Here is a 22,040-nt window from a genome sequence, read left to right on the forward strand (position 1 = left end):
TCCATAAGCAAACCTGTTTAGAATAGGGTTGACGGGAGCGAGTGGGAGTGAAGGTTTTCTTCAAACCCCGTCCTGATGGACGGGGTTTTTTTATTGTCTGCAAGGCGGTTTTTTTGCATGGATGCAGAAATTGATCTGGTGGAGCGACACAACAGGAAAGGTTTATGTTTGAAAAAGCTGAAACGGGATGAGACTGTCAGGTACGGTACCAGGAGCCAGACTGACGCGAGTAGGCATTCAGACTATGTCGGACTGACTTTCCTCAACCGGGGTGTTCCCGGCGATTTATATAATGTTTTCGCATGGCAAATTCCTGCGATCAGGTGAGAGACGGAGGCCAGTTTGTCGTTTTTTCCCGAAAGTTTGAGAGTTTTCACGATTGGACGGGACTGTGTGCGACAATGAAAACCTTGTCTGCGGAAAGAATCCTGAATGATGCAAAGTGATACTGCTGGACTGAAGATAAGGGAAAGGTGGCGGAAGTTCTTCCGTTCGGTAGGTGTCGTTCTGGGCGGCGGTTTGCTTGCGGCGCTGGCAGTCTGGATGCTGGTGTCGGGTGTCGATCCGGCAGGCGCGGCGGCGAGCCAGTTTGTCGGCAGGAAGTATATTTTTCCGGCAGGTGCGATTGCCCTGTTTTTTGCCGCTTTTCTTTGCGTTTTCGGCTTTTTTCCGGTGCCCAGATCATCATATGCATCCGGTATCCGTTTTTCCGTATTCATCATCCGCAAACATTTACCGGTTTTTCTCGGTATCGCCGTGCTGGTTCCAGTGCTGGCGTATGTCGTTTTCTTCATGCTCGCCGAGAATGAAACTGCAGCATTCGACCGGAATTTCTCTTTGCTGGCGAAAGAGCAGATCAGGCAGATCAGCGACTGGAAAGATCGTCAAAGCGCATGGGCTGTCGCTCAAGCCGGTTTGTCAGGCGAGGCGGGTATTTTCCGTCAGGGACAACGATTGGGCGTGACGGAAAGACAGGGTTTGCCGGAGCGTTTACAGACGGTGGCCAGGAACGGTCGCCCGGATGCGGATGGCCGGAAGCCGGTTACGGAAACTGCCGCGCATGATATGTCCCATGTACTGAAATCCCGTCGTATCTGGATGGGGCCACCGAAAAGGATTTCGAATGCGGATGGGACATGGCGGGATGTGCTGACGATGTACGTGCCTTTCATGAAAGAAACATCTGCAGGTCCGGAAGCGGGGGTTCGGCTTCATTATGTCAATCCGGCCGAGTCGCTGATACCTGTCATGTCGATCTGGCCGACGAGCGGCATGACGTCACGGGTATTTCTGTTCAGTACCCGTGGCGGGGAAGTGGCGATGCTGCGCAGTGTGCCGACGGGACGGATCGCCTATCCGATCGAACAGGGTGATGCCGGCCACGGACAGTGGCTCGAAAAGATAGGCCGAACCCGGCAGGGAATTTTTCATACGGTCGATCATCGCGGCAAGCGTGTTGTCGGTTATGTGGGCAAGATTCCCGATTCGGACTGGTCGCTGATGGTCAAGATGGACGAACGGGAAGCTTATGGCCATATCCGGCAAATGGCATGGTATATCCTGCTGATGGCCACGCTTTTGACCGCTTCGGCGGCGCTGGTTCTGTTTTTCGTATTGCGTCACCGGCATATGCAGTATCAGACGGTCCGGATGAAGAACGGCCTGAAACAGCGTGCGTTGCGCCATGACTATCTGAGCCGTTTTGCCAACGATGCCATTATCCTGATGGACGATAGCGGAACGGTGATCGAGGCGAACGAGCGTTCCGGTGCGTTATTCGGCAAGGCCCGTTCCGCATTGAGCGGCAAAAATATCCGGACGGTTTTCGATCCGCAGGATGCCCCGGTATTTGAAGAAAGGTGGCAGGAACTCAAGCGGGAGAAAAGCCTGATTTTCGAGGCATACGGCAAACATGCGGATGGTCGGATTTTTCCGGTCGAAATCAGTTCGGGCATTATCGATACCGCCGGTAAATGTTTTGCGCAGTTCATCATCCGCGATGTATCCGAAAAGAAAAAGGCGGACGAAGCTATCTGGCGGCATGCCAATTTCGATTTGCTGACCGGGCTGGCGAACCGGCGGATGTTCCAGCAAAGGCTGCTTTTCGAGACCAGAAAAGCGCAGCGTACCGGCGGTTCTGTGACATTGATGTATCTCGATCTCGACCGCTTCAAGTATGTGAACGATACGATGGGACATGATGCGGGCGATTCTCTGCTCAAGGGTGCCAGCGAACGGATTTCGCATTGTGTCCGCGAGACAGACATGGTGGCGCGGCTGGGTGGCGATGAATTTACGGTCATCCTGGCGGATCTGGAAGATTTTCGCGATGTCAGCCGGGTGGCGCAGAGTATTCGGAGTGCCTTGTCGCAACCGTTCGTGATCGATGGGCAAAGCGTACATGTGTCGACCAGCATCGGTATCGCCTTTTATCCGGAAGATGCCGCCGATGTACAGGAATTGATGAAGCATGCCGATCAGGCCATGTATGCGGCGAAGAAAAACGGCGGGAACCGGTATCATTATTTCACGTCCTCGATGCAGGAAGCGGTCAGGCAGCGCACGAACATGATTTGCGAATTGCGTCATGCACTGGATTGCGGACAGTTCGAGACGGTATTCCAGCCGATCGCCAGCATGAAAACCGGTGAAATCGGCTGGGCGGAAGCCTTGACACGGTGGCGGCATCCCGTTTCCGGCATGATGGAACCTGTCACGTTCGTGCCCTTGATGGAAGAAACGGGCATGATCCGCGCGTTCGGCAACGGGCTTTTCATGGAAACGGTATGGCAGGCCGCGAAGTGGCGTGCATCACGTCCGGATTTTTGTATCAGTCTCAATCTTTCGCCGGTACAGTTCACGGAAGGCGGTATCGCTGTCGATGAATGGATGGCCTGCCTCGAAGAATTGTCCCTGCCGCCGCAGTCCGTAGTGATCGAGATTACCGAACAATTGCTTGCGGGGACGGATGCATCGGTTGTCAGGCAACTCGATGCATTGCACCGCAGGGGCGTCAGGGTGGCGATCGATGATTTCGGGACAGGGTATTCATCGCTGGCTTCGCTCAAGAAGTTCAGTCCGGATTACATGAAGATCGACAGGACATTCATCCGGAATCTGACGGCGGGCGATGAAGACAGGACATTGTGCGAAACGATGATCATGATGGCGCACAAACTGGATATCGCGGTCGTCGCCGAAGGTGTCGAGACACCGGAGCAATGGCGGATACTGTCGTCGCTCGGTTGCGATTATGCACAGGGGTATTACATATCCGAACCGGTTGAAAAGGCGTCTTTCGGAAAACTGCTGGCGGTGAAAGGTTGTACAGTCATGGCGTGACGTCGGTCGGTGCAATCGCAGACGGTGACGAAAAACGCAATCGGTGCGAAAATATCTGTTTTTGTTCAGGCCGAACGATAGCCGGAGAGCGGTTGTGACGTACAGCGTAAAGGAAATTTTCTATACATTGCAGGGCGAGGGCGCACGTACCGGACGTCCTGCCGTATTCTGCCGTTTTTCGGGCTGCAATTTGTGGTCGGGAAGGGAAGAAGACAGGCCACGTGCCGTTTGCCGGTTTTGCGATACCGATTTTGTCGGCACGACAGGCGAATGCGGCGGAAAATACCCGACGGCGGATGCATTGGCCGAGCGTATCGTTTCCCTGTGGCCGGCGAGCCATCCGGAAAACCGCTATGTCGTATTCACCGGAGGTGAACCGCTGCTACAGCTGGATGAAGCATTGATCGACGCGATGCACCGTGCCGGTTTTGAAGTCGCGATCGAAACCAACGGCACCATTGCCGTACCGCCCGGTATCGACTGGGTTTGCGTCAGTCCGAAGGTGGGGGCGAAACTCGTGGTCACACAGGGCGACGAAATCAAGGTCGTGATTCCTCAGGAAAACCAGAATCTGGCCGATTATGAGCGGCTTGCCTTTTCCCATTTTTACGTCCAGCCGATGGATGGAGAAAACCGGCAGCAAAACGTTAGAATAGCGATAGCAACCTGTTTGACGAACCCGAAATGGAAGCTCGGTTTGCAAACGCATAAATATTTACAGATACCCTGATATTTTCATGTTGACGATTACCCGAAAACTCGAATTCGATGCCGGACACCGCATTCCGGATCACCACAGCCAGTGCAGGAACCTGCACGGGCACCGTTATGTATTGCATATCACGCTGGAAGGGAATCCGCTTGAGAAGGAAGGGGACGCCGGCAATGGCATGGTGCTGGATTTTTCCGAAGTCAAACGGCTGGCGGAAATCCATCTGGTATCCCATTGGGATCATGCCTTTCTGGTGTATGAAAAAGACACGCCGGTCAGACAGTTCCTGGACAGTTTGCCGAACCACAAAACCGTCGTATTCGACAGGGTGCCGACAGTCGAAAACATGGCACGTGTGGCCTTCGATACCCTCAGGGAAGTTTATGAGGGATTTTTCGGCAATGCGCTGGTACTCAAGAGTGTCCGGATTTATGAAACGCCGAATTGCTGGGCTGAAGTAACGGCCGATTCGCTTGCATGAACGATGAAATGTTCATGCGCGAGGCACTCGTGCAGGCGCAATATGCGAAAGCGGCCGGGGAAGTGCCGGTCGGTGCGGTCGTCGTCAGGGATGGAGAGATCATCGCGACGGGATTCAACTGCCCGATATCCGGACATGATCCGACGGCACATGCCGAAATCATGGCGTTGCGCAATGCGGCGGCGGTATGCCGAAACTACCGGTTGCCCGACTGCGAGCTGTATGTCACGCTGGAACCGTGCGCGATGTGTGTCGGCGCCATGATCCATGCGCGCCTCAAACGCGTGGTTTTCGGGGCGTATGACCCGAAAACGGGCGCATGTGGCAGTGTCGTCGATCTGTTTATGCAAAAGGAACTGAATCATCACACGACCGTGACAGGCGGTATCTTGCAGGACGATTGTTCGGCGATGCTCAAGGCGTTTTTCGCCGAACGCAGAAAACTGGCCAAAGCCGCACGGCAGGCGGAGTGATCTCTGAAGCGGGCGCAAGCCGTTGTCTGACGCAGCCACAGCGATCGGGGGACATCATGAAAAAATGGATGATTGCGCTGTTGATGGTGGGATGTCTGCTTGATGGTTTTTGTCAGTCGCCGGATGTGCCGCCAGCGTCGCCGAACACTACCTCATCAGTGGAAAAAAACGTCCCGGACCCGCGTGCCGGAACTGCATATCGACAGGCGGCAGACGGGCCAGCGCCTTTTGAAATACGGAATACCGACATGAAAACAGAAAAAACAGGCATCGCGATCATCGCGCCGGGCGGCTATGTATCCGATACCGATTACCGGCGGGGCATTGCCGGACTCGAAGCCGCGGGATACCGCGTATTCAGCTATTACGATCCCGAAGCGCGATACCAGCGTTTTGCCGCGACCGATGCCGAAAGGGTGCGACAGATCGAGCAGGCGGCCGCCAATCCGGACGTGAAAATCATCATGGCGGTACGCGGCGGATATGGTACTTCGAGGCTGTTGCCCTATCTCGATTTCCGCAAACTGGCCGCAAGCGGCAAACTGTTTGTCGGACACAGCGATTTCACCGTTTTTCAGATGGCGCTGTTGAAACAGGGTGGCATCAGTTTTGCCGGGCCGATGGTGAACAGCGACTTCGCTCGTGCGGAAATCAGTCCGTTCATGCGCGGGCATTTTGAACGCTGCATGACTTCGCCGGAAATGACCGTGCGGTGGACAGCGCAGGGCAATCCCGAAGTCGATGCCTCCGGCACCCTCTGGGGCGGCAATCTGGCGATGCTGGCGCATTTGACTGGAACACCATGGATGCCTGATATTGAAGGTGGCATTCTGTTTGTGGAAGATGTCCATGAACAACCTTACCAGATCGAGCGGATGCTGGTACAGCTCGATGAGGCCGGTATTCTCGAAAAACAGAAAGCGCTGGTACTCGGGCGTTTTTCGGAATACCGGGTGACCGACTACGATAACGGCTATGATCTGGATGCCATGCTGGCATGGTTGCGTGCACGGCTGACCATTCCGGTCGTTACGGGACTGCCTTTCGGACATGTCCCTGACAAGGTCACCTTGCCTGTCGGTGCACAGGCGCATCTGGTATCGCACGACGGTGTCGTGCAGTTGCATTTGAGCGGATATCCCACCGTTTGGTAAAATAATCTGTTTTACCAGTCGTACAGGGAATAATCGTGCTATCAGCAGCCAATATCACCATGCAGTTCGGCCCCAGGCCGCTGTTTGAAAACGTATCCGTCAAGTTCGGCGAAGGAAACCGTTATGGCCTGATCGGAGCCAATGGCGCCGGCAAATCGACCTTCATGAAAATTCTGGGCGGTGATCTGGAACCGACTTCCGGAACCGTCATGCTCGATCCGGGCGAACGGCTTGGCAAACTGCGTCAGGACCAGTTCGCATACGAAGACATGCGTGTGCTGGACGTTGTCATGATGGGGCATACCGAAATGTGGCAAACCATGATGGAGCGCGATGCCATTTATGCCAATCCCGATGCCACCGACGACGATTACATGAAAGCTGCCGAACTCGAAGCGAAATTCGCCGAGTACGACGGCTACACGGCCGAAGCGCGCGCGGGTGAATTGCTGCTCGGCGTCGGTATTGGACTGGAATTCCACAACGGTCCCATGAGTGCTGTCGCGCCGGGCTGGAAGTTGCGCGTATTGCTGGCGCAGGCGCTGTTTTCCGACCCGGATGTGCTGCTTCTGGATGAACCGACCAACAATCTGGACATCAACACGATCCGATGGCTGGAAAACGTCCTGAACGAACGTGATTCCACCATGATCATCATCTCGCACGACCGTCATTTCCTCAATCAGGTCTGCACCCATATCGCCGACATGGACTACGGCACACTGAAAGTGTATCCGGGCAATTACGATGACTACATGCTGGCTTCCGCACAGGCCAGGGCGCAACAGCAGGCCGCCAATGCCAGGGCGAAAGAACGTATCGCCGAATTGCAGGAATTCGTTCGCCGTTTTTCCGCCAACAAATCCAAGGCGCGGCAAGCCACGTCCCGTGCCCGCCAGATCGAGAAAATCCGCGTCGAGGATGTCAAACCGTCGAGCCGCGTGCATCCCTATATCCGTTTCGAGGCGGGCAAGAAACTGCATCGTCTGGCATTGGAGGCCGAACATATTTCCAAATCCTATGACCATCCGGTATTTCAGGATTTCAGCATCATGATCGAAGCCGGAGAAAAAGTCGCGATCATCGGTGCGAACGGCGCGGGCAAAACGACGCTTTTGCGCTGTCTGGGTGGCGAAGCCTGCCAGATGCAGGCCGATACAGGAACCGTCAAATGGGCGGAACATGCCGATATCGGCTACATGCCGCAAGACATGGCGGAAGCATTCGACAACGATCTGAACCTGACAGACTGGATGGCACGTTTCACCCGCGAAGGTGACGATGACCAGACCGTGCGTTCGGTACTGGGGCGGTTGCTGTTCTCGGGCGACGAAGTCAGGAAATCGGCCAGGGTGCTTTCCGGTGGCGAAAAAGGGCGCATGATGTACGGCAAACTGATTCTGGGGCGTCACAACGTCATGCTGATGGACGAACCGACCAACCACATGGATATGGAATCCATCGAAGCCCTGAATATCGCGCTGGAAAAATATACCGGCACTCTGTTGTTTGTCTCGCATGACCGCGAGTTCGTATCGTCGCTCGCGACACGGATTCTGGAAGTCAGGGATGGACAGATCATCGACTTCAAGGGCAGCTATGATGAATATCTGCACAGCCAGGGGCTTGAATAACGGCGAAAAGGAGCCATCGTTTCCTGACAATTTCGCCGGTTTGTGCCATAGTTATTTTTAGCTTTTCAATTTACCAGTGGATACCATGCAAAATTCCGGAATCAGGGAAGTCCAGTACGACTTGCCCGAAATGCAAAGCGGGGCACGGACAGTCGCCAATGCCTGGGCGCGCGTGCCGCGTACCCTGTCGCCGCAGGAAAAACAGGCTTGCCGCGAAAAAATCAAACGGCTCCTCAAGGAAAAAAATGCGGTACTCGTGGCGCATTACTACGTCGATGGCGACATTCAGGATCTGGCAGAAGAAACCGGCGGATGTGTCGCAGACTCGCTGGAAATGGCGCGTTTCGGACGGGACAATCCGGCCAAAACCCTTGTCGTCGCGGGTGTTCGTTTCATGGGCGAAACCGCCAAGATTTTGAGTCCGGACAAAAAAATCCTCATGCCCGACCTCGATGCCTGCTGCTCGCTTGATCTGGGTTGTCCGGCCGATGCGTTTTCGGCATTTTGCGATGAACATCCGGATCGCGTTGTCGTGGTCTATGCCAATACCAGCGCAGCCGTCAAGGCACGCGCCGACTGGATGGCGACCTCGTCGATCGGGCTGGACATCGTCCGGCACCTGCACGAACAGGGCAAAAAAATCCTCTGGGCGCCGGATCGCCATCTCGGCAGCTATATCCAGGAACAGACAGGCGCCGACATGCTCATGTGGCAAGGTTCCTGTCTGGTGCATGACGAATTCAAGGCAGCCGAACTGAAAATGCTGAAAGAAGAACATCCGGGCGCGAAAATACTGGTGCATCCGGAATCGCCTGCATCCGTCGTCATTCAGGCCGATGTCGTCGGTTCCACTTCCCAGATTCTCAATGCCGCCAAGTCCATGGATGCGGATACTTTCATCGTCGCGACCGACAAGGGCATATTCCACAAGATGCAGCAGCAAATGCCTGAAAAAACCTTCATCGAAGCACCGACTGCCGGAAACGGCGCGACCTGCAAGAGCTGTGCGCAATGCCCATGGATGGCGATGAACTCGCTGGAAAATCTGGCGCACGTGCTGGAAACGGAAGAAAACGAAATTTTCGTCGATGGCGAAACGGCGAAAAAAGCCATCGTCTGCATCGAAAGGATGCTTGATTTCTCAGCACAGCAAAAAGCGAAAGCGCAGAATGGGGAAGCGAAGCTGACTTCCGGCATGGGGGCAGCATGAACCGTTCCGGTTTTGCCTGGGAAAAATTGCTGGATGCCGCGATTGCCTCCAATGTGGAAACAGCACTGGCGGAAGACGTCGGAACGGGCGACTTGACCGCCTCGTTGTTGCCGCCGGACGAACTGGTATCCGGCCATCTCATCGTCCGCGAAAAGGCCGTCCTGTGCGGTATCCCGTGGTTTGATGCCGTCATGCACCGGCTCGACAGCCGCATCGCTATCCAGTGGCAGTACCGCGAGGGTGACGACATGGCAGCCGACAGCGAAGTGTGCCGCATTTCCGGCCCGGTCCGGGCGATACTGACCGGGGAACGCACGGCGATGAACTTTCTCCAGCTTCTTTCGGGCGTCGCCACCGCTACCCGCGAATATGTCCAGCTTGTCGAGGGTACGCACGCCAGAATATACGACACACGCAAAACCGTACCGGGCTTGCGCATCGCCCAGAAATACGCCGTCAGCGTCGGCGGTGGCGAAAACCAGCGGCTGGCGCTGTACGACGCTATCCTGATCAAGGAAAACCACATCGCCGCCGCAGGCGGTATCCGGCAATCGCTTGAACAGGCAGCGAAAAAAACAGGCGTTCCCGTCCAGATCGAGGTCGAAACGATCGGCCAGCTCAAGGAAGCGCTGGCAGCCGGCGCGCGTTCCATTCTTCTGGACAATTTCAGCCTTGACGCCATGCGGGAAGCCGTCGCCGTCAACCGGCAGGCCGGTCGCTCCGCCGAACTCGAAGCCTCCGGCGGTATCGATCGCCATACCATCCGCGCTATCGCCGAAACCGGTGTGGATCGTATCTCCATCGGCGAGCTGACCAAGCATGTCAAGGCGACCGACTATTCCCTCAGGCTGTTTGGCTGACCATAGGGCAGACGCATCATGAGACAGGAACCGATTGTGACCGTCCGCGTCCAGCGACAGGACTTCGACATGAACGAAGAACTGGAACGCCTGCGTGCCGGACGGCACGACATCGGCGCCGTCGTCTCGTTTCTCGGCACCGTGCGGGATATCCATAACGGGGAAACCGTCCTGTCCATGGAGCTGGAACACTATCCGGAAATGACGGAAAACGTCCTGCGGGACATCGCAGACGAAGCGTTGAAACGCTGGGACATACTGGACGTGACCATCATCCACCGTGTCGGCAAACTCAAACCGTCCGACCGGATCGTCCTGATCGCCGTGGCATCCAGCCATCGCGGAGAAGCCTTTTCAGCCTGCGAATACATCATCGATACCCTGAAAGATCGCGCCCCTTTCTGGAAAAAGGAAGAAACCCCGACAGGTGCGCACTGGGTCAGGGGCAGATGAAGCGGGTTTGGCGATACACTTCCCAGTCACTTGCACGACGTTCGTTATTATTCGGGATGAAACTCAACCGTGAAGATACTGCCTGTCGTTTTCTTTTGCCATGCACGCTATCCCGTGCTATCCGTTTCATGCGGAAAGAAGGTAAAATCCTCGTTGCTAACAAATTGAATTGTATTGGTGCCGGGAGTTGCTTGTCCGGTGCCAAAAGGTGATGGTGTTCCACCTTTCCCAACCGCCGCGCTTTCGTGCGGCTGATGACGCCTGATTTTTCACCGGTTCGGTGAGGGGTCGGCGTATCTGTCTTTTCTTCCCTGATCCGGTATGTCTGCTGTCTTGTGTGAGAGTGCGGGACGGTGCGAGTTTTCGTTTTTTGATGAATTGGGGGATACAATGGGATTTATCGCGGTCGGTATCGGTGCTGCGCTCGGTGCCTGGATCAGATGGGGGCTGGGGATGTTGCTCAATCAGGTGCATCAGCATATCCCGCTGGGGACGCTGGTGGCCAATCTGGCGGGCGGGTATGTGATCGGGCTGGCGATGGCGTTTTTCAGTACGCATAACGGTATCAGTCCGGAATGGCGGTTGTTTGCGATTACCGGTTTTCTGGGTGGGTTGACGACGTTTTCGACTTTTTCTGCGGAGACGGTGCTGATGATACAGCGCGGGGATTATGTCTGGGCCGCCGCACAGGTCGTTTTGCATGTCGCGGGGGCGGTTTTGCTGTGTCTGGCGGGGTTTGCCAGTTACCGGTTTTTCTCCGGAATGTAGGCTGGGAAATATCGTTTCCGTTTCAATTTTCGCAATGAAAAGGTCTTGAAATCGGGTATGCTGACCCTATATAGGATTCAATGACAGTTATCGGGAGAATTCAATGCGTCAAGACAAATTGACAACCAAATTACAGGAAGCCATTGCAGATGCACAGAGTCTGGCGGTCGGTAACGACAACCAGTATGTCGATCCGGTGCATTTGCTGGCGGCCTTGTTGCAACAGAATGATGGCAGTACCCGTTCGCTGCTGCAGCGGGCCGGTGTGAACGTCAACCGGTTGGCCACGTCGCTGAAAACGGCGATGGATCGTTTGCCGAAGGTGAGCGGAACGGGGGGCGATGTCCAGATCGGGCGGGAACTGGTCAATGTGCTCAATCTGGCTGATCGTGAAGCCCAGAAACGCAATGACCAGTTCATCGCCAGCGAAATGATTTTGCTGGCCTTGCTGGATGACAAGTCCGAAGCGGGGCGGCTGGCACGTGAAGCCGGTCTGACACGAAGTGCGCTGGAAGCGGCTATTCAGGCCGTTCGCGGTGATGCGAACGTCAATTCCGCCGATGCGGAAAGTCAGCGGGAAGCCCTGAAGAAATATACGCTGGATCTGACGGAACGTGCCCGTTCGGGCAAGCTCGATCCGGTGATCGGCCGTGATGATGAAATCCGTCGTGCCATTCAGGTTTTGCAGCGTCGTACGAAGAACAATCCGGTGCTGATCGGTGAACCGGGTGTGGGCAAGACCGCGATCGTTGAAGGGTTGGCACAGCGTATCGTCAACAATGAAGTGCCGGAAAGCCTGAAGGGCAAGCGGGTGCTGGCGCTGGATATGGCTGCGCTTCTGGCCGGTGCGAAATTCCGTGGTGAATTCGAGGAACGTCTGAAAGCGGTTCTGAACGAACTGGCGAAAGACGAAGGGCAGGATATTGTCTTTATCGATGAAATCCATACGATGGTCGGTGCGGGCAAGGCCGAAGGCGCGATGGATGCCGGCAATATGCTGAAACCGGCGCTGGCTCGTGGCGAACTGCATTGTGTCGGTGCGACGACGCTGGACGAATATCGCAAGTACATCGAAAAGGATGCCGCGCTGGAACGTCGTTTCCAGAAAATCATCGTCGATGAGCCGTCCGTCGAGGATACGATCGCCATTTTGCGTGGCTTGCAGGAAAAATACGAATTGCATCACGGGGTGGAAATCACCGACCCTGCCATTATCGCCGCGGCGGAATTGTCGCACCGTTACATTACCGACCGTTTCCTGCCGGACAAGGCGATCGACCTGATCGATGAAGCCGCATCGCGTATCAAGATGGAAATCGATTCCAAACCGGAAGTCATGGACAAGCTCGATCGCCGGATCATCCAGCTCAAGATCGAACGGGAAGCCATGAGGAAGGAAACGGACGAGGCTTCGAAGAAACGGCTTGCGCTTCTGGAAGAAGAAATCACGAAGCTGGAAAAGGAATATGCCGATTATGATGAAATCCTGAAAGCTGAAAAGGCAGGGGTGGAAGGTTCCAAGCATATCAAGGAAGAAATCGACAAGGTTCGCCAGCAGATCGAGGAGGCCAAACGGCGCGGCGATTACCAGAAGATGTCCGAATTGATGTACGGTCGTCTGCCGGAACTGGAAAAAGCGCTGGCAGCGGAAACGAAGAAGGACGAAAAACTGGAACACGATCATCCGAGGCTGTTGCGCACGCAGGTCGATGCCGAGGAAATCGCGGAAGTGGTTTCGCGGGCTACCGGTATCCCTGTCTCGAAGATGATGCAGGGCGAACGCGACAAGCTCTTGCATATGGAAGACGAACTGCATAAACGGGTCGTCGGCCAGCATGAAGCGATCGTTGCGGTTTCCGAAGCGATCAGGCGTTCGCGTGCCGGTCTGTCCGACCCTAACCGGCCGTATGGTTCTTTCATGTTCCTTGGGCCGACCGGTGTGGGCAAGACCGAATTGTGCAAGGCGCTGGCCGCTTTCCTGTTCGATACGGAAGAAGCCATGATCCGTATCGACATGAGCGAATTCATGGAAAAACACTCGGTCGCCCGTCTGATCGGTGCGCCTCCGGGATATGTCGGCTATGAAGAAGGCGGTTATCTGACCGAAGCGGTACGCCGCAAACCGTACAGTGTCATTTTGCTTGATGAAATCGAAAAGGCGCATCCGGATGTGTTCAATGTCCTGTTGCAGGTTCTCGATGATGGACGAATGACCGACGGACAGGGACGTACGGTGGATTTCAAGAATACCGTCATCGTCATGACCTCGAATCTGGGTTCGCAGATCATCCAGTCGATGGACAAGAGCGATCAGGGTCTGATCAAGGTGGCTGTCATGGATGAAGTCCGCAAACATTTCCGTCCGGAATTCATCAACCGTGTGGATGAGATCGTGGTCTTCCATGCGCTGGATGAAAAGAATATCGGTGCGATCGCCAAGATTCAGCTCGAACTGGTCAACCGCCGTTTGCAGGGTATGGAAATGTCGATGGAAGTATCGGATGCCGCATTGCACAAGATCGCGGAAGCAGGTTTCGATCCATTGTTCGGCGCCCGCCCGCTGAAACGGGCTATCCAGAACCGGATCGAAAATCCGTTGTCGAAGTATATTCTGGAAGGCAAGTTCGGTCCGAAAGATGTCATCGTTGTGGACGAAAAGAATGGCGAGCTGGTGTTCGACAAACGAAAAGCCGACTGACATTCGTTTCTGATATAAAACCCTCTGTCCTGACCGGGCAGGGGGTTTTTTTATGCCCGTGTTGTTGTGGTACATTGCAGGGCAAAGGGTGGTTGCGTTTTTTGCTGTTGCCCGAAGTCTTGTCAAGCGATACCGGATGCTTTATGTTCGTTGTGACGGTTTTGTTTGTACGTTTTTCAGGCATGGCAATGCATCAGGCAGGGATTGCCGGCCATTCATGGAATACGACAATGCTGAATATGAAATATCGTGCGAAACGGTGGGCTGCGGCGGGATTGTGTGCCTTTTTTGCGGGCATGTTTTCTGTAACGGCTTTTGCCGACAGTGACAGAAATGGCCGGCAAGCCAAAGAGGAATCGTCTTCATGGACGAGTTATTTCAGCCGTTATCTGGTGTTCTGGGAAACGGATGACGGCAAGAAGTCCGAAAAGGAAGTGACCGATCCGAAGGCATGGAAAAAAATCGCGGTCGATTTCAATGATTTCCTGCCTGACAATTTGCCGGGTGTCGCGGAATATCGACGTGCGGCGCGTTACCAGCTGTGGGAAAACCAGCCTTCCCATACCGCGCAGGAAGTTTATGATTTGTATGGTGTTTCTGCACAAAAGGGCAATGTGTTGGCCTTGATGAAGCAGTATGAAATGTATCTGGAGAATCAGGATGCGACGGATGAGGGAAAACGGTTTTTTGCCGAACGCCTGAATGAGGCTTGCCAGCAGGTATATCCGGTCGCGGTGACCGGCAATGCGGATGCGCAGTATTTTTATGCGCGTTATTGCATGAATTTCAAGAGTGCGCAGGCGCAGTCGTGGTTTGCACGGGCGATGAAGCAGTACCGGAGTTTTGCGGATCGCCAGATTCCATATGCGCAGTATATGCTGGGTGAGATTTACCGGGTTTACGGTGAGGAAAAGACTGCACAGGACTGGTTTTTGCAGTCGGCGCAAAACGGCAATGCCGAGGCGGTCTGCAAGATCAGGCAGGATGTGTTTTATGAAAACGAGGTCTGGGAGAAACTTGGACCTGGGGTCAAGGGAAACGGTTCATGTGCGGTGTATCAGGCACTCAGACTGATCGCCCAAACGCACAACAACAAGGCTGTGGCGCATGCGGCAACGGAATTGTTGTTGCAAATGCCGGTGGGGTATGCGCGAAAAGGGTTTACCGATACCGGAAGCGGTTTTCATTATTTTCCGTATGAACGGACACTGGATGCCATTCTTTCGATCCAGCCTTCTGGTCTGACGGCGTCGCAAAGGGAAAAATCGAAAGAGCTGGTGGAAAAATATAAAAACAAACGGGCGGCATTTGTCGATGATTATCTGGACAAGTTCGACTGGAACCGCCTGAGTCCGTTCGGGGACTGACATCGCGTTTGGCGGACAGAAACAAAAGCCGGTGCCTGAAAGCACCGGCTTTTGTTTCATGGATACGTTCAGAGAATATCCGCTGCGTAGTCCGCCAGTCTGGAGCGTTCACCGCGTGCCAGCATGACGTGCCCGCTGTGTTCCCATCCTCTGAAACGGTCGACGACATAGGTCAGACCGCTGGAGCCTTCGGTCAGATACGGGGTGTCGATCTGTGCGATGTTGCCCAGACAGACGATCTTGGTTCCCGGACCCGCGCGGGTGATCAGCGTTTTCATCTGTTTCGGTGTGAGGTTTTGCGCTTCGTCGATGATGAGGAACTTGTCCACGAAGGTGCGTCCGCGCATGAAGTTCAGGGACTTGATCGAGATGCGCGAGCGGATGAGTTCCTGGGTCGTGGCGCGTCCCCATTCGCCGGCGTCGTTGTCTGCCTTGGACAAGACTTCCAGATTGTCGTCGAGCGCGCCCATCCATGGCGACATTTTTTCTTCTTCCGTTCCCGGCAGAAAGCCGATGTCTTCGCCGACAGGAATCGTGACGCGGGTGACGATGACTTCGTTGTACCGTTTCATTTCCAGTACCTGTGTCAGCCCGGCGGCAAGCGCCAGCAGGGTCTTGCCGGTACCGGCTTGTCCCACAAGGGTGACGATGTCGATATCAGGGTTCATCAGGATATTGAAGGCGAAATTCTGTTCGCGGTTGCGTGCAGTAATGCCCCAGACGTTGTTTTTGCCATGGGTATAGTCATGCAGGGTTTCGAGAACGGCTTTTTTGCCTTCGATTTGTTTGACTTGCGCCTGAAACGGTGTTTCACCGGCTTCCGGTTCGAGATAGACGAACTGGTTGACGACCATGGACGATACCATCGGCCCGCTGATACGGTAGAGGGTCTGGCTGACGCCGTGATGGTCGTTTTCATGCCAGGTTTCGATATTCTTGCCGTGTTTTTCCCAGAAGTTGGCAGGCAGTTGCAGGGTACCCGGGTAGAGCAGGTCGGAATCTTCCAGTACCTGATCGTTGAAGTAGTCTTCCGAGGAGAGACCCAGCGCGCGTGCCTTGATGCGCATGTTGATGTCCTTGGAGACCATGACGACGGCGCGTCCCGGATGTTTGGCGCGCAGTGTCATCATGACGCCGAGAATCTGGTTGTCGGCCTTGTCGGATGCCAGATTTTCGGGTAGCGGGCTGGCTTCCATGTTTGTCTGGAAGAAAAGGTGTCCCTGCGCCTCGCGGTTGCCCAGTTTGTTCAGTGGAATGCCTTCGGTCAGCAGGACGCTTTCATCCACGTCGGCGACGAGCAAATCCAGCGTCCGGGTGACTTGCCGGACGTTGCGGGCGACGTCTGACATACCGCGTTTGTGGTTGTCGAGTTCTTCCAGCGTGATCATCGGCAGGAAAATATCATGTTCCTCGAAACGGAACAGTGAGGTCGGATCGTGCATCAGGACATTGGTGTCCAGAACGAACAGTTTCGTTTCTCCGGACTGGCTGGCTGCACGGCTCAGCGGCGATTGCAGGGTGGTTTCCACCAGTTTTTTGCGGGGTGGACGTGATGGCGGTTTGGCTGCCGACATGGCACGGCGCGGTTTTTCCGGAGCGGCCACGGCGGCTTTGCGGGACGGTGTCGTTTTGCTCGTGCCGTCTCCTGCGGGAACGGTTGTCTGCGTAACCGGCGGCTTTGCGGCTTTTGCCGCTTTTGCGGTTTTTCGGGCCAACGCTACGGCATCGTCCGGCAGCCGGGTTGCCGCGGCATCTTTCGGAGAAAGGGTATCGGCTGGTTTGGCAGGCATTTTGGGTAATGGCATCGTAACCTCGCTTTTTGTTTGTTGGTGTCCGGAGTGCAATCGTGTTACGTCGGGAAACCGGGACGGCGTTTTCCCTGCATGCTGCATGTTCAGCGGTCAAGTTCGCGTGCCGCTTCAAGTATTTCACCGATGTGGCCGGGGACTTTCACGCCACGCCATTCTTTCACCAGTTGTCCGTTCCGGTCAATCAGGAATGTGCTGCGTTCGATGCCGCGTCCGACTTTTCCGTAACGGGTTTTCGTTTTCATGACGTTGAAGCGGTTGCACAGCGTTTCATCAGGGTCGGAAATCAGCGGAAAGGGCAGGTCGAATTTTTTTGCGAAGTTTTCGTGCGAGCGGATGCTGTCCCGGCTGACGCCGACGATTTCGGTTCCCGCCTGCTGGAATTCCGGGTAATGGTCGCGGAAATCGATGCTTTCCGCCGTACAGCCCGGCGTATTGTCCTTGGGATAGAAATACAGGACAAGGTTTTTTCCCTTGTAGTCAGACAGTCTGAACGGCTTGATGGTCGCATCTGCCGTGAAATCGGGTATGGTCTGGTTGAGCTGGATGGTTTCTTCTGACATGGTCGTTTTCTCTTTTTGTTTTTCCCGGTGACGGTGCCTGTACGAATAATGTGCGCCGTATGGATATGATGGAAGTGTAACCGTTTTTTATGGATTTATCTCATTCATGACAAGCGCAAGCAAAACATTCCGTTCTTCGGCAAGCAAGAGGTTGCAGGTGCCGCAGGCCGAGCGATTGTTCATGCATTCGATGATGATGCCGTGTTCGAGCAGGGTGAATATCCAGTCCTGCGGAAGTTGCCGGGTATGCTGCCCGGTACCGAGTACGACGATGTCGGGCCGCCAGGTTTTCAGCGCGACAAGGTCGTCTATCGTCAGTGTATCGAAGGATGTGACCGGCCAGCGGACAGGTTGCATGCCCGGCATGGCGATCAGACTGTGCCGGTATGCGCGGCCGGCAATCACGATTTGATGGTCATCGTATGCGGAAATGCCTTGATGCAATGCGGTTTGTTCGGGTTCGATCTTCATAATGATATTGTGTGTCATGCGGCCTGATAGCGCCTCATGCTTTTTTTGCTTACCTAAACGGTCATAAAGTGATAGGCTTATTTATTTAGTGGTTTCAGTCTTGATTCAGTGTCGGGTATGAATCAGAATGATATATTGTCTGGTATCGAAGGGCACCATCCTTAAACATATTCCGGGAGCACAAAATGCACCTTATCAACAAATCGAAAAAGCTGGCAAATGTTTGTTATGACATACGCGGACCCGTTCTGGAAAGAGCGCGGCAAATGGAAGCGGAAGGCCAGAAAATCATCAAACTGAACATCGGCAATGTCGGTGCGTTCGGTTTCGAACCGCCTGATGAAATCGTGCGCGACATGATCAAGAACATGCTCAACGCCGCGCCGTATTCCGATTCCAAGGGCATGTTCGCGTCCCGGAAAGCGATCATGCAGTACACACAGCAGAAAAATATCGAAGGTGTGACGATCGACGATATCTATATCGGCAATGGCGCGTCCGAGCTGATCGTCATGAGCATGCAGGCCCTTCTGGACAATGGTGACGAAGTGCTGGTTCCGGCACCGGATTATCCGCTGTGGACGGCGGCGGTCACGCTGGCCGGCGGCAAGGCAGTCCATTATCTGTGTGACGAAGCCAACGACTGGATGCCGGATATCGCCGATATCGAATCGAAAATCACGCCGCATACGAAAGCGATCGTCGTCATCAATCCGAACAATCCGACCGGTGCGCTGTATCCAGACGAATTGTTGAAAAAAATCGTCGATCTGGCACGTGAACATCAGCTGATCGTGTTCGCCGATGAAATCTACGACAAGTGTCTGTACGATGGTGTCACGCATACGTCGATGGCTTCGCTCGCCAACGATGTGCTGTTCATCACCATGAACGGCTTGTCGAAAAATTACCGTTCCTGCGGTTATCGTGTCGGCTGGATGGTCGTTTCGGGCGAGAAAAAATACGCCCGTGATTATATCGTCGGTCTGGACATGCTTTCATCCATGCGGTTGTGTTCGAATGTACCGGGGCAGTTCGCCATCCAGACGGCACTGGGCGGTTACCAGAGTATCAACGATCTGGTCGCGCCCGGTGGAAGACTGGCACGGCAACGTGATCTGGCGTACAAATTGCTGACCGACATACCGGGTGTGACCTGCGTCAAGGCAAAAGCATCGCTTTACATGTTCCCGAGACTGGATCCGGAAATTTATCCGATTCAGGATGACAGGCAGTTCGCTTATGAATTGCTGGAAAGGGAAAAGGTCCTGATCGTACAGGGTACCGGATTCAACTGGATCGCACCGGATCATTTCCGTGTCGTGTTCTTGCCGAATTCGGACGATTTGACACATGCGATCGAACGTATCGCCCGTTTCCTGGAATATTATCGCCGCAAGTTCGGTACCGAAGAGCTGGCAATGAAAAAATACGGAAAAATCCGTCAGGAAAAGGAACTGAGAGTCGTTTGAAGCATCATTTGGTAAACAGGGAAATTTGGTAAAAAAAGGAAATATGAAGCCGGTTAAAGTTGGAATTCTGGGATTGGGAACCGTCGGTTCCGGTACCTTCAATGTACTGAAACGGAATCAGAAAGAAATCAGGGGGCGTGCCGGTCGGAACATAGAGGTCGTCATGGTTGCCGACCGCAATGTGGAGATGGCACGCAAGATCGTCAACGGTGACTGTGAAGTCGTCGCTGACGGCAATCTGCTGGTGAACAATCCCGATATCGACATCGTGGTGGAACTGATCGGCGGTTATGGCGTCGCAAAGGATTTCGTTCTGAAAGCCATCGCCAACGGCAAGCATGTCGTGACGGCCAACAAGGCATTGCTGGCTTTGCATGGCAATGAAATTTTCGAAGCTGCCCAAAACAAAAAGGTGATCGTGGCGTTCGAAGCTGCCGTTGCTGGCGGTATTCCGATCATCAAGGCATTGCGTGAAGGGTTGACTGCCAACCGGATCGAATGGATCGCCGGCATCATCAACGGTACGACCAATTTCATTTTGTCGGAAATGCGCGAAAAAGGACTGGATTTCGATACGGTTCTGAAAAATGCGCAGGAACTCGGTTATGCTGAATCCGATCCGACTTTCGATATTGAAGGGTTCGATGCCGCACACAAGGTCACGATCATGTCGTCGCTGGCTTTCGGTATTCCTGTCCAGTTCGACAAGGCCTATGTCGAAGGGATCAACCGGCTAGAGGCGATCGATATCAAGTATGCCGAACAGCTGGGGTATCGTATCAAGTTGCTGGGTATCACCAAGCGGATGAAAAACGGTATCGAATTGCGTGTCCATCCGACGCTGATTCCGTCCAAACGCCTGATCGCCAATGTGGAAGGCGCGATGAATGCCGTGCTGGTTAACAGCGATGCGGTCGGCGCTTCCCTGTATTACGGCAAGGGTGCAGGTTCCGAACCGACGGCATCCGCCGTGATCGCCGATCTGGTCGATATCGCCCGTCTGGAATCGGTCGATCCGGAGCACCGTGTTCCCCATCTGGCTTTCCAGCCGGATGCATTGACGAATACACCGATACTGCCGATGTCGGAAGTCACCACCAGCTATTACCTGAGAATGCAGGTCAAGGATCAGCCTGGTGTTCTCGCGGATATCACGCGTATTCTGGCCGACCTGAAAATTTCCATCGATGCTTTCCTGCAGAAGGAACCAATGGAAGGGGAAACACTGGTCGATATCATCATCCTGACGCATATGACACAGGAAAAGAATATGAATGCCGCCATCGAAAAAGTGGAAAAATTATCCACCGTGATGGGAAAAGTGACGAAAATACGACTTGAGGAATTGATGTAATGTCATTCTTAAATTAGTCTAACGGAAGGTTCAGGATTGGCTGACAGCCGGTGACGGTATGCCAATATTCTTTCCAGCAGGTTTCTTTGGGAGATAGCCATGTTCAATAAAATCATGATTCCGACTGACGGTTCGGAACTTTCAACTGCCGCAGCGCTCGAAGGTGTCGCTTTTGCGGCGGACAACAAATCCGAGGTGGTCGGTGTGTATGTCGCGCCTGAGTACCAGTACCCGGTATACGTCGAAATCATTCCGCCTACGTATCCGATCGAGGAAGAATATGATTCGATGATGCGCAAGGTCGGCATGGAATATCTTCAGCCGGTACAGGAAGCGGCAAAACAGGCCGGTGTTCCTTTTTCGAGTATTGTGCTGTTTTCCAATTCGGCGGGTTCTGCCATTGCCGATGCGGCGAAGGAACAGAATTGCGACCTGATTTTCATGGGGTCGCATGGCCGTTCCGGACTCGGACAGCTGCTGTTGGGGAGTGTGACGACAAAGGTATTGAATCTGTGCCAGATTCCTGTACTGGTTCATCATATCCGCAAGAAAAAATAATCGTATTTTTCTTTAAAAAAAACGCCATACAGATACCGTATGGCGTTTTTTTGTATGAGCGGTATTGGTATGACAGGAAGCGAAAATGTGTCATGTCGTACCTGTTGATGGATAGCTGGGGGCAATTCCTGCAAAAAAAATCCCGGGAATATCCCGGGATTTCTGACAAGGAATGCAAACCGGTCAGATGTGTTCGCCGAGTACGGAAACCGTGATATCGACAACGACGTCGGAATGCAGTGCGATGGAAACAGGGAAGTCCCCAACAGTCTTGAACGGACCCTGTGGCAGGCGAACCTGAGCCTTGTGGATGTCGAAGCCTTGTTTGGTAAGCGCTTCGGCGATGTCGAAGTTGGTGACGGAACCGAACAGACGGCCATCGACGCCCGATTTTTGCAGGATCTGGACGGTCAGACCTTCCAGTTTTTCGCCCTGTGCCTGGGCAGCTGCCAGTTTTTCGGCAGCCGCTTTTTCCAGTTCGGCGCGTTTTGCTTCGAATTCCTCGATGGCGGCTGCAGTTGCACGGCGTGCCATGCGCTGCGGGATCAGGAAGTTGCGTGCATAGCCGTCCTTGACCTTGACGACATCACCCAGATTGCCGAGATTGCCGACTTTTTCCAACAAAATAACTTGCATTTTTTTCTCCAATATTCTCTAGATTG

At 54.1% G+C, this 22,040-nt stretch carries 19 protein-coding genes and 1 riboswitch; of the genes, 15 read left to right on the top strand and 4 right to left on the bottom strand.

The window, feature by feature from the left end:
• Positions 1-432: 432 nt before the first annotated feature.
• The 12 genes from NAI64_RS05465 to NAI64_RS05520 all read left to right on the top strand — a co-directional run bounded on the left by NAI64_RS05465 (position 433) and on the right by NAI64_RS05520 (position 15,152).
• Positions 433-3,342 carry a putative bifunctional diguanylate cyclase/phosphodiesterase gene (locus NAI64_RS05465; RefSeq protein ID WP_269298564.1) on the top strand — a complete coding sequence of 970 codons (2,910 nt, stop codon included), beginning with the start codon at positions 433-435 and terminating at the stop codon, positions 3,340-3,342.
• 94 nt (positions 3,343-3,436) lie between these two features.
• Positions 3,437-4,072, top strand: coding sequence for a 7-carboxy-7-deazaguanine synthase (queE, locus tag NAI64_RS05470; RefSeq protein ID WP_269298566.1), 636 nt, complete (start codon positions 3,437-3,439; stop codon positions 4,070-4,072).
• Between the two features lie 7 nt (positions 4,073-4,079).
• On the top strand, positions 4,080-4,535 hold the full coding sequence (gene queD / locus NAI64_RS05475; protein ID WP_269298568.1) for a 6-carboxytetrahydropterin synthase QueD: 456 nt from the start codon (positions 4,080-4,082) through the stop codon (positions 4,533-4,535).
• Positions 4,532-5,008 (top strand): tRNA adenosine(34) deaminase TadA, encoded by a 477-nt coding sequence (tadA, locus tag NAI64_RS05480; RefSeq protein WP_269298570.1) that lies wholly within the window; start codon positions 4,532-4,534, stop codon positions 5,006-5,008. The genes queD and tadA overlap by 4 nt, the downstream gene beginning before the upstream one ends.
• A 248-nt stretch (positions 5,009-5,256) precedes the next feature.
• Entirely contained in the window at positions 5,257-6,162 is a 906-nt protein-coding gene (gene ldcA, locus NAI64_RS05485; protein ID WP_269298572.1) for a muramoyltetrapeptide carboxypeptidase, read from the top strand.
• 35 nt (positions 6,163-6,197) lie between these two features.
• Positions 6,198-7,796, top strand: coding sequence for an ABC-F family ATPase (locus tag NAI64_RS05490; RefSeq protein ID WP_269298574.1), 1,599 nt, complete (start codon positions 6,198-6,200; stop codon positions 7,794-7,796).
• An 85-nt stretch (positions 7,797-7,881) separates the two neighbouring features.
• On the top strand, positions 7,882-9,006 hold the full coding sequence (nadA, locus tag NAI64_RS05495) for a quinolinate synthase NadA (RefSeq protein WP_269298576.1): 1,125 nt from the start codon (positions 7,882-7,884) through the stop codon (positions 9,004-9,006).
• Positions 9,003-9,866 (top strand): carboxylating nicotinate-nucleotide diphosphorylase, encoded by an 864-nt coding sequence (nadC, locus tag NAI64_RS05500; protein WP_269298578.1) that lies wholly within the window; start codon positions 9,003-9,005, stop codon positions 9,864-9,866. Before nadA ends, nadC begins: the two co-directional genes overlap by 4 nt.
• Before the next feature lie 33 nt (positions 9,867-9,899).
• Positions 9,900-10,319 (top strand): molybdenum cofactor biosynthesis protein MoaE, encoded by a 420-nt coding sequence (locus tag NAI64_RS05505; protein WP_269298724.1) that lies wholly within the window; start codon positions 9,900-9,902, stop codon positions 10,317-10,319.
• 198 nt (positions 10,320-10,517) lie between these two features.
• Positions 10,518-10,590: riboswitch (Fluoride riboswitch) on the top strand.
• 119 nt (positions 10,591-10,709) lie between these two features.
• Positions 10,710-11,087 carry a fluoride efflux transporter CrcB gene (gene crcB, locus NAI64_RS05510; RefSeq protein ID WP_269298580.1) on the top strand — a complete coding sequence of 126 codons (378 nt, stop codon included), beginning with the start codon at positions 10,710-10,712 and terminating at the stop codon, positions 11,085-11,087.
• Positions 11,088-11,190: 103 nt separating this feature from the next.
• Positions 11,191-13,785 (top strand): ATP-dependent chaperone ClpB, encoded by a 2,595-nt coding sequence (gene clpB, locus NAI64_RS05515; protein ID WP_269298581.1) that lies wholly within the window; start codon positions 11,191-11,193, stop codon positions 13,783-13,785.
• A gap of 230 nt (positions 13,786-14,015) precedes the next feature.
• Positions 14,016-15,152, top strand: coding sequence for an SEL1-like repeat protein (locus tag NAI64_RS05520; protein WP_269298583.1), 1,137 nt, complete (start codon positions 14,016-14,018; stop codon positions 15,150-15,152).
• A 68-nt stretch (positions 15,153-15,220) separates the two neighbouring features.
• On the opposite strand, the gene NAI64_RS05525 is transcribed toward NAI64_RS05520, so the two are convergent.
• From NAI64_RS05525 to NAI64_RS05535, 3 genes are all read right to left on the bottom strand, one after another.
• Positions 15,221-16,957, bottom strand: coding sequence for a PhoH family protein (locus NAI64_RS05525; RefSeq protein WP_269298585.1), 1,737 nt, complete (start codon positions 16,955-16,957; stop codon positions 15,221-15,223).
• Between the two features lie 89 nt (positions 16,958-17,046).
• Positions 17,047-17,523: a peroxiredoxin gene (locus NAI64_RS05530; protein WP_269298587.1), complete on the bottom strand. Its 477-nt coding sequence runs from the start codon at positions 17,521-17,523 to the stop codon at positions 17,047-17,049.
• 87 nt (positions 17,524-17,610) lie between these two features.
• Complete coding sequence (locus NAI64_RS05535) at positions 17,611-17,994, bottom strand: Mth938-like domain-containing protein (protein ID WP_269298589.1); 384 nt, start codon at positions 17,992-17,994, stop codon at positions 17,611-17,613.
• A 185-nt stretch (positions 17,995-18,179) separates the two neighbouring features.
• On the opposite strand from NAI64_RS05535, the gene NAI64_RS05540 reads away from it, so the two are divergent.
• The 3 genes from NAI64_RS05540 to NAI64_RS05550 all read left to right on the top strand — a co-directional run bounded on the left by NAI64_RS05540 (position 18,180) and on the right by NAI64_RS05550 (position 21,378).
• Complete coding sequence (locus NAI64_RS05540) at positions 18,180-19,466, top strand: pyridoxal phosphate-dependent aminotransferase (RefSeq protein ID WP_269298590.1); 1,287 nt, start codon at positions 18,180-18,182, stop codon at positions 19,464-19,466.
• Between the two features lie 43 nt (positions 19,467-19,509).
• Positions 19,510-20,820, top strand: a complete 1,311-nt coding sequence (locus NAI64_RS05545) for a homoserine dehydrogenase (RefSeq protein WP_269298592.1) — start codon at positions 19,510-19,512, stop codon at positions 20,818-20,820.
• 99 nt (positions 20,821-20,919) lie between these two features.
• On the top strand, positions 20,920-21,378 hold the full coding sequence (locus tag NAI64_RS05550) for a universal stress protein (RefSeq protein ID WP_269298594.1): 459 nt from the start codon (positions 20,920-20,922) through the stop codon (positions 21,376-21,378).
• A 183-nt stretch (positions 21,379-21,561) separates the two neighbouring features.
• On the opposite strand, the gene rplI is transcribed toward NAI64_RS05550, so the two are convergent.
• The gene (gene rplI, locus NAI64_RS05555) at positions 21,562-22,014 is read right to left on the bottom strand and encodes a 50S ribosomal protein L9 (RefSeq protein ID WP_269298596.1); all 453 of its coding nucleotides are present in this window, start codon (positions 22,012-22,014) and stop codon (positions 21,562-21,564) included.
• Positions 22,015-22,040: the final 26 nt, after the last annotated feature.

This window comes from Oxalobacter paeniformigenes (assembly GCF_027158465.1).
Lineage (GTDB): Bacteria > Pseudomonadota > Gammaproteobacteria > Burkholderiales > Burkholderiaceae_D > Oxalobacter > Oxalobacter paeniformigenes.

Bases quoted from the DNA above. Each gene is read 5' to 3' on its own strand.
- NAI64_RS05540 (WP_269298590.1), top strand. From the start codon at position 18,180: ATGCACCTTATCAACAAATCGAAAAAGCTGGCAAATGTTTGTTATGAC.
- clpB (WP_269298581.1), top strand. From the start codon at position 11,191: ATGCGTCAAGACAAATTGACAACCAAATTACAGGAAGCCATTGCAGAT.
- ldcA (WP_269298572.1), top strand. From the start codon at position 5,257: ATGAAAACAGAAAAAACAGGCATCGCGATCATCGCGCCGGGCGGCTAT.
- crcB (WP_269298580.1), top strand. From the start codon at position 10,710: ATGGGATTTATCGCGGTCGGTATCGGTGCTGCGCTCGGTGCCTGGATC.
- rplI (WP_269298596.1), bottom strand. From the start codon at position 22,014: ATGCAAGTTATTTTGTTGGAAAAAGTCGGCAATCTCGGCAATCTGGGT.
- NAI64_RS05535 (WP_269298589.1), bottom strand. From the start codon at position 17,994: ATGAAGATCGAACCCGAACAAACCGCATTGCATCAAGGCATTTCCGCA.
- NAI64_RS05525 (WP_269298585.1), bottom strand. From the start codon at position 16,957: ATGCCATTACCCAAAATGCCTGCCAAACCAGCCGATACCCTTTCTCCG.
- nadC (WP_269298578.1), top strand. From the start codon at position 9,003: ATGAACCGTTCCGGTTTTGCCTGGGAAAAATTGCTGGATGCCGCGATT.
- nadA (WP_269298576.1), top strand. From the start codon at position 7,882: ATGCAAAATTCCGGAATCAGGGAAGTCCAGTACGACTTGCCCGAAATG.
- NAI64_RS05550 (WP_269298594.1), top strand. From the start codon at position 20,920: ATGTTCAATAAAATCATGATTCCGACTGACGGTTCGGAACTTTCAACT.
- NAI64_RS05530 (WP_269298587.1), bottom strand. From the start codon at position 17,523: ATGTCAGAAGAAACCATCCAGCTCAACCAGACCATACCCGATTTCACG.
- NAI64_RS05465 (WP_269298564.1), top strand. From the start codon at position 433: ATGATGCAAAGTGATACTGCTGGACTGAAGATAAGGGAAAGGTGGCGG.
- NAI64_RS05545 (WP_269298592.1), top strand. From the start codon at position 19,510: ATGAAGCCGGTTAAAGTTGGAATTCTGGGATTGGGAACCGTCGGTTCC.
- tadA (WP_269298570.1), top strand. From the start codon at position 4,532: ATGAACGATGAAATGTTCATGCGCGAGGCACTCGTGCAGGCGCAATAT.
- queD (WP_269298568.1), top strand. From the start codon at position 4,080: ATGTTGACGATTACCCGAAAACTCGAATTCGATGCCGGACACCGCATT.
- NAI64_RS05520 (WP_269298583.1), top strand. From the start codon at position 14,016: ATGCTGAATATGAAATATCGTGCGAAACGGTGGGCTGCGGCGGGATTG.